General features: G+C 56.4%; 11 protein-coding genes. 10 read left to right on the top strand and 1 reads right to left on the bottom strand.

The window, feature by feature from the left end; genetic code table 11:
- Positions 1 to 219 precede the first annotated feature (219 nt).
- Complete coding sequence (locus OHL16_RS16240) at positions 220 to 2832, bottom strand: beta-glucosidase (protein WP_263368230.1); 2613 nt, start codon at positions 2830 to 2832, stop codon at positions 220 to 222.
- A gap of 284 nt (positions 2833 to 3116) precedes the next feature.
- Here OHL16_RS16240 and OHL16_RS20360 point away from each other — a divergent pair, with 284 nt between their 5' ends.
- From OHL16_RS20360 to OHL16_RS16195, 10 genes are all read left to right on the top strand, one after another.
- On the top strand, positions 3117 to 3353 hold the full coding sequence (locus OHL16_RS20360) for an amidohydrolase family protein (protein WP_396127217.1): 237 nt from the start codon (positions 3117 to 3119) through the stop codon (positions 3351 to 3353).
- A 342-nt stretch (positions 3354 to 3695) separates the two neighbouring features.
- Positions 3696 to 4127, top strand: coding sequence for an ATP-binding protein (locus OHL16_RS16235; protein WP_263368229.1), 432 nt, complete (start codon positions 3696 to 3698; stop codon positions 4125 to 4127).
- A 77-nt stretch (positions 4128 to 4204) separates the two neighbouring features.
- Positions 4205 to 4570 carry an STAS domain-containing protein gene (locus OHL16_RS16230; protein ID WP_263368228.1) on the top strand — a complete coding sequence of 122 codons (366 nt, stop codon included), beginning with the start codon at positions 4205 to 4207 and terminating at the stop codon, positions 4568 to 4570.
- Between the two features lie 58 nt (positions 4571 to 4628).
- Positions 4629 to 5447: an MlaE family ABC transporter permease gene (locus tag OHL16_RS16225; protein WP_263368227.1), complete on the top strand. Its 819-nt coding sequence runs from the start codon at positions 4629 to 4631 to the stop codon at positions 5445 to 5447.
- Positions 5448 to 5508: 61 nt separating this feature from the next.
- On the top strand, positions 5509 to 6327 hold the full coding sequence (locus OHL16_RS16220; protein ID WP_263368226.1) for an ABC transporter ATP-binding protein: 819 nt from the start codon (positions 5509 to 5511) through the stop codon (positions 6325 to 6327).
- A 36-nt stretch (positions 6328 to 6363) separates the two neighbouring features.
- Positions 6364 to 7317 (top strand): MlaD family protein, encoded by a 954-nt coding sequence (locus OHL16_RS16215; protein ID WP_263368225.1) that lies wholly within the window; start codon positions 6364 to 6366, stop codon positions 7315 to 7317.
- Between the two features lie 138 nt (positions 7318 to 7455).
- Positions 7456 to 8067, top strand: a complete 612-nt coding sequence (locus tag OHL16_RS16210; RefSeq protein WP_263368224.1) for an ABC-type transport auxiliary lipoprotein family protein — start codon at positions 7456 to 7458, stop codon at positions 8065 to 8067.
- Between the two features lie 170 nt (positions 8068 to 8237).
- Positions 8238 to 11900 (top strand): hybrid sensor histidine kinase/response regulator, encoded by a 3663-nt coding sequence (locus OHL16_RS16205; RefSeq protein WP_263368223.1) that lies wholly within the window; start codon positions 8238 to 8240, stop codon positions 11898 to 11900.
- Positions 11897 to 13072: a PP2C family protein-serine/threonine phosphatase gene (locus tag OHL16_RS16200; protein ID WP_263368222.1), complete on the top strand. Its 1176-nt coding sequence runs from the start codon at positions 11897 to 11899 to the stop codon at positions 13070 to 13072. The genes OHL16_RS16205 and OHL16_RS16200 overlap by 4 nt, the downstream gene beginning before the upstream one ends.
- A 421-nt stretch (positions 13073 to 13493) precedes the next feature.
- On the top strand, positions 13494 to 14480 hold the full coding sequence (locus OHL16_RS16195; protein ID WP_263368221.1) for a bestrophin family protein: 987 nt from the start codon (positions 13494 to 13496) through the stop codon (positions 14478 to 14480).
- The last annotated feature ends 132 nt before the right edge of the window (positions 14481 to 14612 follow it).

Below are 14612 nucleotides of genomic sequence, written 5' to 3'. Positions count from 1 at the left end.
TTATGAGTAGCTTGAGATTTACTCTATCGCAAACCTGCCATACCGTGCGGCAAAACTCCACCAAACCATCACAAACGCTTATTGAAAAATTTATTCGCGTAATTAGGTTTAGAAATCATCGCCGCCTTAGCCGATAACGAACGCCACTTACCTCACAAAACAAAGATGCCGCCCATCCAGCGGACAGGCGGCATCAAGGTACTCATAAGTGGTCTTTGATTAGAACGCCCCGGCACTCGCCGCAGCCGGCGAGATATCCACTGAACCCTTCAACTCCGGGGCCTCAGACGAGTCTCCTACCAGAATCCCGAATCTGCCCGGCTCGATCTTCCACGTCTTCGCATCGACGTCGTAATAAGCGAACGCCCGATCATCCAGCGCCACCGAAACGTGCTTCGTCTCGCCCGGAGCCAGCGTCACCTTCTCGAAGCCCCTCAGTTCCTTCGCAGGCCGCGTCACCTTCGCGTGATCGTCGGAGACATAAACCTCCGCGACCTCAGCGCCTGCACGCTTGCCCGTGTTCGTCACATCAAATGACACCGTCGCTTTCGCTCCGTCGGCCGCCACCGCAAGCTTCGAGAATTTGAATGTCGTGTACGAGAGCCCATAACCAAACGGATACAGCGGCTTCACATGGTTGTGCTCATACCCGCGATACCCGACAAAGATGCCCTCTTTATAGTCAACCTTGATCGAATCCCCTTGAGGGTAGTAGTTCGCGAACGTAGGATTGTCCTCCGCCTTCGCCTCGAATGTGGCTGGCAGCTTGCCTGAAGGATTCACCTCGCCGAACAGCACCTCAGCTAGCGCCTTGCCTCCCTCCTGCCCGCCATACCATGCCTCGATATAAGCCGGAACTTTGTCGATCCACTCCGCGCTCGCAACGTTTCCTCCCGAAGTCACAGCAACAATGGTCTTCTTGTTTGCCGCAGCCATCGCGCCGATCAGCTCCGCCTGCCCGAACGGCAACTCAAACGTCCGGTCTCCGCCTTCCGACTCGCTGTCCGAGTCATACCCCACCGAGACAATAACCGCATCCGCCTTCGCTGCCATCTCCTTCACCTTCGCGCTCACAACCTTTTCCTCAGCGACGATGCCCAGCTTCGTCCTTCCTCCCGCCAGAGAACGCTGAGTGTCTTCCACCACAATCTTGTGCGGACCGGCCGTCAGTTCCATCGTCACGTGCGGTTGTATCGCACGCACAAGCGTCCAGTCATCCATCACTAGTTTGTCGTCGACAAACGCTCGGCTTGGCGAGCCTTCGCCTCCACCCTGCAACGCCATCAGGTACCGGCCCGCCGCGGGCACGACATAATAGCCCGTCCATCGCCGGGCTACGTCAGCGATGATGCGGCCCGAACCATCCGCCCGCTGGTTGCGTCTCAATTCCGCCAGGGCTGGCGAAGCGCTGAGGCTCTCTTCGTTGAACGCCATTCCGTCGATACTGCGCACGATCGTCGATGCAAGTGGCGCCCCCGAGAAGTCGCGATTTCCAAAGACCTCCAGCTTCACGCCCGGCTGCCCTCCACTCGGCTCGGTCGTAAACTCCGTCTCGCGCACCAACTGCATCAGGGTCGGAACCCCGCGCTCGTAATACACCGCACCCGACGAGCCCATCTGCGCCCCCAACCCCTCCAGCAGGCTCACCGTGTGGAACGGCCGCACTCCCGCGCTGCCCCCACCCACCGGAACCCCCGGATATGCATCCGGCCCAACAACCAGCACTGACTTCGTCCGCGCCTTGTCCAGCGGCAGCACACCACCCTCGTTCTTCAACAGCACCATGCTCTCACGCGCGCTCTGAAGCGCCACAGCTTCGTTCTTCGCGTCATAAGCCGAAATAGTTGAGTCCCTCTGATCGCGGTCCAGCCAGCCAAACCGCGCAGCAGTCAACAAAATCCGCCGGACCTTCTCATCGATCGTCGCCTCGGAGACCTGCCCGCTCTTCACCGCCGGCAGCAGGCTCTTCTGATTCATGTACCGCCCCCTCGGCATCTCCAGATCGAGCGCGCCATTCGCCGCTGCCACGCCGTCATACGTCGCATCCCAATCCGACATCATCACGCCGTTGAAGCCCCACTCCTTCCGCGCCACCTCCGTATTGAAGTACCCGTTCTGCGTCATGTGCAGCCCGTTCGTCAGGTTGTAGGAGTCCATGATCGCCCCTACATGCGCCCGCCGCACGGCCGCCTCAAACGGCTGCAGATAGATCTCCCGCAGCGTCCTCTCATCGATCACCGAATCCGAGTCATGCCGCAAAAACTCCGAATTGTTCCCCATAAAGTGCTTCACCGTCGCGCTCACACCCTCACGCTGCATTCCGGTGATATAGCCCGTCGTCATCGCAGCTGAGAGAAACGGATCCTCGCCGAAGTACTCAAAGTTCCTCCCATTCCGCGGCGACCGATAGATATTCACTCCCGGCCCCAGCATGTAGTGGACGCCGCGCGCACGTGCATCACGTCCAATCCCTGCTCCCACCTTCTCGGCCAGTTCGCGGTTCCACGTCGCCGCCAGCCCGATTCCCGCCGCATACGTCGTTGATGGAAATCCCGCGTTGCTCCTCGTCCCAAACGGCCCATCCGACATCTCAAACGCCGGTAGCCCCAGCCGCGGCACCGCGCGGACAGCAAACCCAGTCCCACCGATGTAGTCGATCTTCTCCTCGAGCGTCATCTTCGCGATGATCCCGTCCACCCGGGCCCGCATCGCCTCGGTCTCCGGCACTGGCCCCTCTGCCTGTCCCCTGGCACCGCACAGCAGCAACACCGCCACGCAACCAACACTCGCAACCCATCGCCGAAGACCCACACCGATTCTTCCCATCCCCATCGAGACTTCTCCTTTTTCCCCTGGCGCAAGACTTAATCCGCATCCGAGCTCAAACGTTTGAGCTACGCCCAATTCGACTCCACTTGCGCGAAACAACCTTACCATTCTCAGTGCCGGTTCATCGACCGAAAACCTTCTCTCGAGGTCTCGATCATGGCCGGCGCTCCACGAACGATTGTCACTAACCCCGCTTGACTCGAACAACCCATCTTGCCCAGTCTATGAAGGAGGGTGTCTGTCTTGCTCGTCTTACGCAATGCGACCATCGTTGAACCTTCCCTCTCCTGCTCGGAGAGATATGCAGGGAAAAAGGCTGGCTCTCGCTCCCCGAGGCCATCCACAAGATCACTCTTGCACCCGCCCGGCGCATCGGCCTCAGCAATCGCGGACAGTTGGCCCCCGACCACATCGCTGACATCACGGTCTACGATCCCAGTCCGTCGGAACATCCGCCACCTATGAGAACCCCTCTGTTTCACCTCACGGAATCGAACTCGTCCTCCTCGAGGGCCGCGCCGTAGCGGAACAATCCGGTGGATCATTCATCTCGAAATCTGGAGCCCGCTGTGCCGAAATTCGGTGCGATTCGACTCCAACTCGTTGACAATAAATGACTAACATGCGGATTGCGTGCTGGCGGCGTGCTGAACTGTTTCCCGTAAGTGTCTTTTTAGTGCTTTTGAGTGCCTTCGTTAGCCACGCGCTCACACTCAGCTAGGACTCTTCGGAGTTAGCGCTATCAACGTGCAGGAGCTTATATTTAGCCAGGTTCGATTTGACCCGGCCGAGCAAACAGGGCGCAGCAAATCACGGTTAATGAAGACTTGTTGGTGCGATGTCCCCAACGGAGGTGCTTAAGCGAAATGGACTTCCGTTTGAAACTTGTTGTGCCAAGCGATCCTCGCTTCTTATCGATTGCCCGCGCTGCGGTAAGCGGGGTAGGTGCGATCTGCGGTTTGTCTGAGGAATCGTGCCAAGGAATCACTTTGGCCGTTGATGAGGCCTTAGCTAATATCATCCGTCACGCGTACAAGAGCCGTTATGACCAGGAGATCGAATTGGACTGTCAAGTGAGTGCGGATCGAATCGTATTTAGACTCCTCGACCAGGGTGAGCCACCAGACCCGGCCAGGGTATGCGGACAGCCCCTGAATGACGTCTCGCTGAGTGGGCGAGGAACGCACTTGATCAGGGCGATCATGGATGAGGTGTGTTATGAACAAACTGCGGGGAAGAACGTGCTCAGATTAATCAAGAAACTTCCTGGCACCCAGGTGAATACTGCCGGTGGGTAACCGGCATCGCGAAGTGAATCGCGACAGTCGTGAAGGTCAACTCGCAACGCCGGTTCGTAGCCTAATAGAGGATTGATATGCAAAGAACAATGGGTGCGTCAACGCGGTCTGCAGGAGAGGTTACAATCGTCGAACTCGTAGGTCAGATAGACCTTGGCAGTTCACCAACCCTACGAAAGGCGTTGTTAAGTTCGCTGAAAGACACAAAACAGATGGCCATCAACCTGAGCGGGGTGAGCTACATCGATAGCTCCGGGATCGCCTCATTAGTGGAGGTCCTCAAGGAAGCGCAGGATTCGAAGAAAAGGCTCGTCCTCTATGGGGTGGGGGGGGCCGTTTTACAGGTGTTGCAACTCACACGTCTGACTGGAGTTTTTGAGATACTCGAAACCGAGGAGCAGGTGCTCCAGGCTTCAACCCCAAACGTTAGAGATCGGGCTTGAATCAAAGCCGCTCCCCGCAATGCCGCTGAAATGACACCTTCGATCGGAGGTCCGCGCATTGAAAGCCGCAGAAAGAATTGTAGCGATACCTGCCCGGGTGGGCTTCCGGACCATAAGCAGCCTGGCCTACATAGGCGACCTGGCGAACCTCGCAAGCCAGTCTGCCTATTTCACCTTTATAGGCCCTTTCCGTGGTCGACGCCTGCACCCTCAGCGGGCTTTTCATCAAGCCATGGCTATCGGCGTGGAAGCCATACCCATTGTCTCGCTGATTACGTTTTTTGTCGGCTTGATCATGGCCCTGCAAAGCGCCTATGAGCTGCGTAAGTTGGGAGCCCTGGAGTTAGTGGCTGCGGCCGTGGCCGTCTCGATTCTCCGCGAACTTGGGCCGTTGCTTACCGCTATCGTTGTGATCGGCCGTTCGGGGTCCGCTTTCGCCGCGGAGATCGGTACTAAGAAGGTGACGGAGGAAGTGGATGCCCTCAAAACCATGGCTTTTGATCCGGTTGCCTTTCTAGTCGCACCAAAGTTTCTCGCTATGCTGTTCATGATGCCGGCCCTGTCGATCTGGGCCGACTTCATGGGTGTGGTCGGCGGGTGCGTCTTCGGTGTCGCGGCTGCGAATTACACGATCCGCTCTTACTTCGAGGCGACGCGAAACGCGATCGTTGCGCGCGACATCTATACCGGCCTCATAAAGAGTGTACTTTTCGGCATGGTGATCACCGCTGTCGGATGTAAGGAGGGTTTTTCAACAGGAGCCGGCGCCGAGGAAGTGGGACGCTCGACAACCGCAGCTGTAGTTACTTCGATTGCCCTTGTTATCTTGGTTGACCTGGTGTTTACGAGCTTGTTCTATCTTATCAATCCTTCTTAATGCAGGAGCAGATCCATGGCGTTAAAGGTTGGCAAAGCGGCGGCGATGGCGGGTCGCGGAAATGACTGACCCTTCTAATGAGGCGGCCATTTCAGTGGTCAATCTCCGCGTGAGCTACGGTGAGCGCGAGATCCTTCACGGCATTACGTTCGACGTGCGTCGAGGGGAGACCATGGTGATCCTGGGCGGATCGGGTTCAGGAAAGAGCACCCTATTGAGAACGCTGGTTGGTTTGGAAAAGCCGACCTCCGGCGAAGTGTGGATTCAAGGCGCCAACACGGCGAAGATCTCCGATCGCGAAATGGACTCGATTCGCAAGAAGATTGGCATGTCATTCCAGGGCTCGGCGCTGTTCGGATCGATGACTGTCGGCGAAAACGTTGCGCTGCCTTTGCGCGAGCATACCGATCTCGAAGAATCCACGATCAAGGTCATGGTAAGGATCAAGCTGGGACAAGTTGGCCTGGCCAATTTTGAGGACTACATGCCTTCGGAACTCAGCGGGGGCATGAAAAAGCGAGCCGCTGTGGCGCGCGCACTGGCCATGGATCCCGAGATACTGTTTTTCGACGAGCCGTCGGCGGGACTGGACCCCATCATCGCCGCGGGACTCGACGAACTGATCCTGGAGCTCAAGAAGGCTTACGCCATCACGATGGTGGTGGTGACCCACGAATTGTCCAGCGCCTTTCTCATCGCCGACCGCATGGTCTATGTCGACCGCGGTCAGATCATTGCGTTGGGCACTAAAGAAGAATTCCAGGCGAGCGATCATCCGCGCGTTCGCCAGTTTCTGGATCGAAGACCGGAGCCTGAGGTGGTTCAGGAACTCGATTACCTGCAGATGCTCACGGAGGGCCAAAAGAAGACAAGATCCTAAGAGCGTGGAGCCATTGATGAGGAAGCTATGAATAGTATGCGAGAACCAGCACTAGTTGGCTTCTTTGTGTTGATTGCGGCTGCCCTGCTGATCGGGACGATTCTCGCTGTATCCGGCGCCTTTACACACGGAGGCGTCCCGTTTCACACCTATTTCAAGTCGGCTGGGGGCCTGATGCCCGGCGCCATGGTTCGCTACGGTGGCATGGAAGCCGGCAAGGTCGACGCAGTGCATGTGGACCCCAAAGACTCGACCCGCATTGAGATCGACTTCCGTGTGCGCCCCAACATTCCCGTGAAGACCGACAGCATCGCGAAGATCACCGCCCTGGGGGCCCTTTCCGACAACTACGTGGAGATCGGGACCGGAAAGAAAGACAGCCCACTCGCCCCACCTGGCAGCGAACTGAAGTCAGCCGAGACACTCGGAATTGCTGACCTCGGTGACTTGATTGGCAGCCTGACCCCTGTTGCCAAACAGACGATGCAGACTCTGAACCAGCGTCTCACCGAACTGCAAGTGACGATTGCCCGCGTCAACGACCTTTTGAACGACAGGAACCGCGCGAACATAGGCGGCAGTCTGGGGAACCTGAACGCCATGCTCGCTGAAGACCGGCCAAAGGTGTCAGCCAGCTTGACGAACGTACAAACGGCGAGTGCGAAGCTCGCCCCTTTGCTCGACAACCTCAAGAAGACCATGGATGAGGCGAACACGACCTTGGAGCACGTTGACTCTCTTGTAGTTGAGAATCGCCAGGACATCCGAACAATCGTCGTCGAGCTGAAACAGACCCTGCTTACCGCTTCTTCGCTGATGGAGCAGCTCAAGAGTACTACGGACAACAACGCGGACAACATTGACCAGATCATAGTGAATATTCGCGTTACAACCGAAAACATGAAAGAACTGACGGATTCGTTGAAGGCCAATCCTTCATTGCTTATTCGCGGAAGCGCCCGGAAGGACCGAAAACCCGGCCAGAAGTGAAGCAAGTTTTCCCCGGGATCACCGAGGAGGTCTGAGCGACTAATTCCCGCGGAGAGCTGCAAGCGAGCATTGGCACGCAGGAGTTGATAAAGCTTAAGGCCCTTGAAGCAATATCGAGTGCCACGGAAGAGGTTGTCTATGCATCGAATAGCCCGATTAGTTCTTATATCCGCGCTCGCCTTGAGCCTAAACGGCTGCGCCAAGAGCAAGCCCATCCACTATTACACTGTGAGGCTCCCTGTGGCGCCCACACTGACGACAAGCGCACATCCCGTGTCCTTATTGGTTGGAAGCATTGCGGGGGCGGAAATATATCGAGACACACCGATTGTGTATCGCATTGGCACCAACCAGATTGGCGCGTACCAGTACAGTCGTTGGGTGGAACCGCCGGTCGAATTGGTAAAGAACAAATTGATACGCGTGCTGAGTACTTCAGGCGATTACCAGTCCGTGACTGGCCTTGGGAGCAATTCGGTCGGACAATTCGTGGTCCGCGGCAGGCTCTACGAATTTGCGGAAGTCGATGGTGCGAACATCACTGGACTCGTGTCCATGGAGTTCGAGCTCTTTGACCGAAAGTCAGGCAAGCTCTTGTGGACGCATTTCTATTCCCAGTCTGAACCGGCGCAGAGCAAGGAGATCTCAGCGGTCGTTACGGCGCTGGATACCAATCTCGATCATGGGCTGAAAGAGGTCGCCGCCGGACTCAACCAGTACTTCTCGGCGAATCCTGTCGGTAAGTCTTGAGAGTGTTTGAATCCGGGTTCGCAAAAAGCATACGCTTGAGCATGGTCCAGCAAGCAGTCGGCTGGTGAATTAGTTCGAGGGTCGAGCCCGTCCACAGCAATTTTGCCCCATTGAGCGCTGCAGCGCTATTCGCCCGGAGGTGGATAGACTCCGGGCTTGATCGGAGAAAGATGATGGCCCTACTAAGAAATCTGACAATTCGAACCAAGCTGCTTCTTGCCGGACTTCCGCTGGCACTGATGGTGGTTGTAGCGGCACTATATTCGTCGATTTTAAGTAGCAGGATCGACACAGCGTATAGCGAATTGATCGACCATGACGCCAAGACGCAGCAGACCATGTCGGCGGCACGATCCGATACGAATGGATTTGGTCTTTACCTCTACCAAGAGATCGCCGAGGTCGACCCCGATAGAATACAGTCCATCGAGGAGAAGCTAAACAACATTGCAGCCGACTACCGCTCACGTGTCGCTGACGCGCTTCGCCAGAGTCCCGATCACGCCAAGGAAATCAAGGCGACTGGTGAACTTTTCGATAAATTCGTAGCTGACGCGCGTCCAGTTCGTGCCGCCGCCTTAGTCAACAATAACGAAAAGGCCATGAATTTGATGCGCGGAAGCGTAGCCGCGGAGATGGAAAAGGCGCTGCAGGCTGCCATTGACTTGGAGGACGAACTGCGAGCGTCCGTAGACCAGCAATCTAACGATCTCACCAGAACAACTCACCGCGTCATTCTGATCAAATGGCTGGTCGTCTGCCTCGGCTTTGCGGCAACTTTAGCCCTCACCCTTTATATCGCCCAGACTCAAGTCATTCGCGAGTTACTGAACGTGCGCGGCAGCGTGCAGGCCCTTGCCGATGGACGGCTGGATGAATCCATCCGCTACCTCGATCAGACGAACGAAATTGGTGCGATCACCCGCGCGCTGAGCACCCTTCAAGGTAATGCTCGTGAGCGCGAAGTTCAGCACTGGGTGAAGGCGGAGGTTTCGGCTATCACTGTGGAACTGCAAGCCTCCGAGAGTTTTGCAGCGGTTGGGAGATGTTTGTTTTCGCGCCTCTCGAAGTCCATCCCGCTGCTTTATGGAGCTCTTTATGTCGCCGACGAGAGTCTTACTCGTTTCGCTCGCGTCGGTGGCTTTGCGCTCAATAGTCCAGATCAAGCCCCGGAGTTTGCTTTGGGCGAGGGGCTCGTCGGGCAGACTGCGCTCGAACGGCGGCCTTTAGTGGTCACTGCAAGCGAGGGTGATCGCGTCCTTGTTTCGACCGGGATGGGAACTGTTTCGCCCCATACTCTCTTGTTTATGCCGGTAGTCCGTAAAGAAGTTGCGGTGGGAGTGCTGGAAATGGCACCGATTTCATCGCTATCGGAGCGCCAGCAGGCGTTCCTCGATGCACTGCTGCCTGCTTTGGCCGTGAACTCGGAGATATTGGACGCCAATATAAAGACCAGAAAGCTTCTCGAACAGACTCAAGCCCAGGCTGAAAAGCTCGTTATTTCCGAACGCCAGATCATCGCTCGCAAAGAAGAACTCGAGGCCAGCAACCAGGCTTTGGAGGCATCTGAAGCAGAGTTGCGACGCGCGAAGGAAGTCGCAGAAGAAGCCACAAGGATCAAATCGGACTTCCTGGCCAATATGAGCCATGAGATCCGAACACCGATGAATGCCATCATCGGCATGGCGCATCTGGCGATGAAGACCGAGCTCAATCCCCGTCAAAAGGGTTATATCCGAAAGATTCAACAGTCCGGGCAGCACCTGTTGGGCATCATTAATGACATCCTGGATTTTTCGAAGATCGAGGCTGGCAAGTTATCCATCGAAACCATCGACTTCGATATTGAAAAAGTGTTGGAAAACGTCAGCACTCTGATCTCCGAGAAGGCCACCGCCAAAGGTCTGGAGCTAATCTTCGACATCGACCCTCGAGTTTCCACCCACTCCAAAGGGGACCCGCTTCGCCTCGGGCAAATCCTCATCAATTACTGCAACAATGCAGTCAAATTCACAGAGCGTGGCGAGATCGTCGTCAAGACTCGTGTCCAGAAGGAAGATGAAAACGGCCAACTGGTTCACTTCTCGGTCAGAGACACTGGCATCGGCCTCACCGAGGAGCAAATGGGCCGTCTCTTCCAGGCGTTCGAACAGGCAGATGCCTCCACTACGCGCCAGCACGGAGGGACCGGCCTGGGCCTCGCGATCTCCAAAAAATTGGCGCAGCTGATGGGAGGCGATGTCGGAGTTACCAGCGAGGTAGGAAAGGGCAGCACATTTTGGTTTACCGCCTATCTTGCCAAGAGCGACGTCACAGCGAGGCATCTCGCCAGGCCAGACCTTCGTGGTCGACGCGCCCTGATCATCGACGACAACGCGCAGGCTCGTGAGATCGAGTCGAGCATGCTGACAAGCATGACATTCGTGGTGCATGAAGCGCCATCCGGCCTGGAAGGTATCGAGATGGTCCGGCAAGCCGCTGAACGCAACGAGCCCTACGACATCGTCTTTATCGATTGGCAGATGCCCGGCCTCGATGGCATCGAAACGGGCAAACGGATTCGTGTACTACCGGGGCTAGCGGCCCCACCGCACCTGGTCATGGTGACAGCCTATGGTCGTGAAGAGGTGTTGAAGCAGGCTGAGGGGGCCGCCTTTGACAGCGTGCTCATCAAACCTGTAACTCCTTCGATGCTCTTTGACTCAGCCATCCAGGCTCTGAGTGGTGATCATGAGGCGCCGCGCGAAGTCGAGGCCAGTCCAGCTCTCAATCTCGACCAACTACACGGCGCAAGGGTGCTGCTGGTGGAGGACAATGAAGTCAATCAGGAGGTTGCCCTCGGGCTGCTTGAGCCTGCCCATATGTCCATTGACGTGGCAGAGAATGGCGAGGTTGCGGTCCGGATGGTGAGCGAACATGATTACGACCTCGTCCTGATGGACATGCAGATGCCCGTAATGGATGGAATCTCCGCGACCAAGGTGATCAGGTCCAACCCACGCTTCAGTGCGCTGCCCATCATTGCCATGACCGCCAACGCAATGGACACGGACCGGGACATGTGCCTGCAAGCGGGGATGAACGATCATGTGAGCAAGCCCATCGATCCCGATGCGATGTTTGCGACGGTGACGAAGTGGATAAAGCCGCGCCACGAGCTCTCCGAACCTCCGGCTCAGAAGGTTGAGGCTACCCCATCGCAAAATCTCCCCGGCGTGCCGGAAATTGAAGGTATCGACATCAAGGATGGTCTCAAGCGAGTGGGGGGAAACAGCCGTCTGTACCGGGACCTGCTTATGAAGTTTGCGGCGAAACACACTGACGCGTCGCTGCAGATCTCAGACGCTCTGCATATCGGTGACCGGAGCACGGCTGAGCGAATCGCTCACACAGTGAAAGGAGTCGCCGGCAACCTCGGTATCAAGCCAGTCCAGTTCGCCGCCGAGAAATTGGAGAAGGCGATTCGAGAGAGCGATTCGGCATCCCCAACGATTCTCCAGGACTTCACCTCAGTCCTGCGCACTCAGATCGATGCCATTGAGCAGGCTTTACCATCGGAAACACTCGAGCTCGAAATCGAATCGAAGAAAAGCTTCGATCCTGCCGCGGCTTCACATGAAATCGCACGTTTGCGCAGCCTGCTCGAGGCCAGCGACGGCGATTCGGAGGAGACGTTTCGTAGTCTACAAACTATTCTCTCAAGCCAGGTCGAGAAGGCGCGACTGGATGCACTTGGTGCGGACATAAGCGATTTCAATTTCACTGGGGCGCTGTTGAAGCTCGACGACATCGTTAAGGTTCATAGCTTGAACTCGGAAGAGGTAAAGGGATGAATGCCGAAGTGAAAACCGTATTACTTGTAGACGATGAACCCGCAAACATCCAGATTGTGAACTCGATTCTCAAAGACAGCTATAAGACTCGCATCGCGACGAATGGCGCAAAGGCGTTGGAACTTGCCAATCAGGCCCCGCCTCCAGATTTGATCCTCCTGGACGTCATGATGCCGGAGATGGACGGGTACGAAGTTTGCTCCCGTCTCAAGTTAGCGGACCATACGCGGGACATTCCCGTAATCTTCCTGACGGGTCAAACTGAGATTGCCGAAGAAACAAAGGGCTTCGAGGTCGGGGCGGTCGACTACATCCATAAGCCCTTCTCGCCAGCGATCGTACAAGCCAGGGTGCGTACACACCTTGTGCTGCGCGGCATACGCGAACAACTAGCGAACCAATTGCAAACCATCAAGTGTGAAATGGATACCGCGCGGCAGATTCAATTGTCCATTTTGCCGCGCGAGGTCCCGGCAATCAAGGGTCTGAATATTGCAGCCCGTTATATTCCCATGACGTCGGTGGCAGGCGACTTCTACGATTTTATTCGGATCGACGAGCACCGGATCGGCATTCTGGTCGCGGACGTATCCGGTCACGGCATGCCCGCAGCGCTGATCTCCTCCATGCTCAAGATTGCGCTCGACGGTCAAACCGAAGTTGCCACGGATCCCGCGCGTGTGTTGGCTGGGCTGAATCATGCGTTGTGTGGAAAATTCAAAGGGCACTTCGTAACCGCAGTATATGTGGTGGTCGACACGGAAAGGCAAAGCCTGCTCTATGCAGGTGCTGGGCACCCGCCAGTTATTTTCAGGGAGCAGTCGGCAGGCGAGACACGCGACTTAGTCGAGAACGGTTTGTTCCTTGGTTGTTTCCCCCAAGCCTCATACACTTCTGCGGAGATACCCTTCAAAGCGGGCGACTGGGGTGTGCTTTACACCGATGGAATACTGGAGATGACCAATCCTTCAGATGAACAATTTGGAATCGATCGCTTCAAACAGTTTCTCCAGGATCATCATCATTTACCAGTGGAGCAGTTCGTCGACGCGCTTCTTCATGAGTTGTCGCAGTGGTCCGATGTTGCTTCCGGCCGGGAACAGGAGGACGACCTCACGCTCTTGGCTTTCCATTTCGAGAACCCCGTCAGCCTGCCAGCTTCCAGGCAGTGACGGGCGACTGAGTGCCAGCAACAGTGCCTCAGGGATCGCTATTGCAGAGGAACTCCGCAGCACCTCGAATCACGACTATTTCACCTGGTCGTCTCATACGAGGATTGCCGTTCGGGACTCGTCTTCTGATTATGAGTAGATCGTCAACGATCCAGAGGTGGGCCTGCGATAACGTCGATACCGGAGTGTGTCCGGGGAATCAGGTCCTGATTACCCGGAGCTGAGGGCGATGTGTTTACGGATAATCCCGCTGATATCGACCCGTCGACTCCGCTGCTCTACATGCTGCGCAAAGATCTCGAACTGAAAGGTCCGCGGTTAGAGCGGCCAGGTTCTCGCGTGGGCGCAAAAGGTGATCTGTCTCGGCGACTTCAGCTGTTTTGTGACGTACAGGCGTGAGGCTTGAGCCTAAAATGGGCTAATGCACGCCGGGCGACACTACTCGCTGCGGGAACTCATCGTGTGGACACGGCGGGAAACTTTCGTCTTTCTTCTGCTCGCCACAATCCCGACTCTTCTACACATCTACCTGGGCTGGGCGTCTTTGATCATTCCCTGGTTGCCGATTGCGCTGGTGGGTACTGCCGTCGCGTTCATAACGGGCTTTAAGAACAGCGCTTCATACAGCCGGCTTTGGGAGGCGCGGCAAATCTGGGGAGCGATCGTCAATGATAGCCGTACGTGGGGGCTGATGGTGTCGAACTTTGTTGCGCCGGGTAGCGGAGCACAGCGCAGGTTGATTTATCGCCATCTTGCGTGGTTGACTGCGCTCCGCTACCAGCTGCGCGAGCCGCGCAGCTGGGAGAACACGACCCGCCGCCATAATGTCGAATACCGGAAGTTCTATCGCATCGTGGAATGGGAGGGCGACCTGCGGGCGGAGCTGGAAGCATTGCTCGACCCTGCAGAGATCGAATTCCTGTTGAAGAACAAGAACACCGCAACACAGTTAATTGCGATGCAGTCGAAGGAAATCCGGGAGCTTACTGTCGAGCGTAGTTTGGGCGAGGCCCCACGATTGGAAATGCAGCACACGTTGTCCTTGCTGTTGGACAGCCAGGGCAATTGCGAGCGCATCAAGAATTTCCCCTACCCTCGGCAGTTCGCGACTCTGAACTTGCTCTTCGTCTGGCTTTTCATCCTGATGGTGCCTTACGGTCTTTTGCAGGAGTTCGAGAAGATTGGCGCGGCTTTCACCTGGATGACGATTCCCGCCGCCGTCGTGGTTTGCTGGGTGTTTCATACCATGGATAAGATCGGCGACGCCTCCGAGAATCCCTTCTCGGGAAGCCCGAATGATGTACCGATCACCTCACTAAGCCGCGTTATCGAAATCGATTTGCGGGAAATGCTGGGAGAGCGGGAGATTCCCGCGCCGATTCAGCCCGTGAACAACATCCTGATGTGACCGCTCCGTCGGCTCCTGAATGACGATTGGCCGCTATGCGCGCAGAGATGATACGGGCCGTACCAGGTACGAATCCCCGCGATCCACCGTTTGTAGCAACCCATGTCAAACGATGAACACGTAGTTTAACTC

The sequence above is a fragment of the Edaphobacter bradus genome (assembly GCF_025685645.1).
Taxonomy (GTDB): Bacteria; Acidobacteriota; Terriglobia; order Terriglobales; family Acidobacteriaceae; genus Edaphobacter; species Edaphobacter bradus.
The sequence above is the reverse complement of the archived record's forward strand: the minus strand, read 5'-3'. Positions and strand labels throughout refer to the sequence as shown.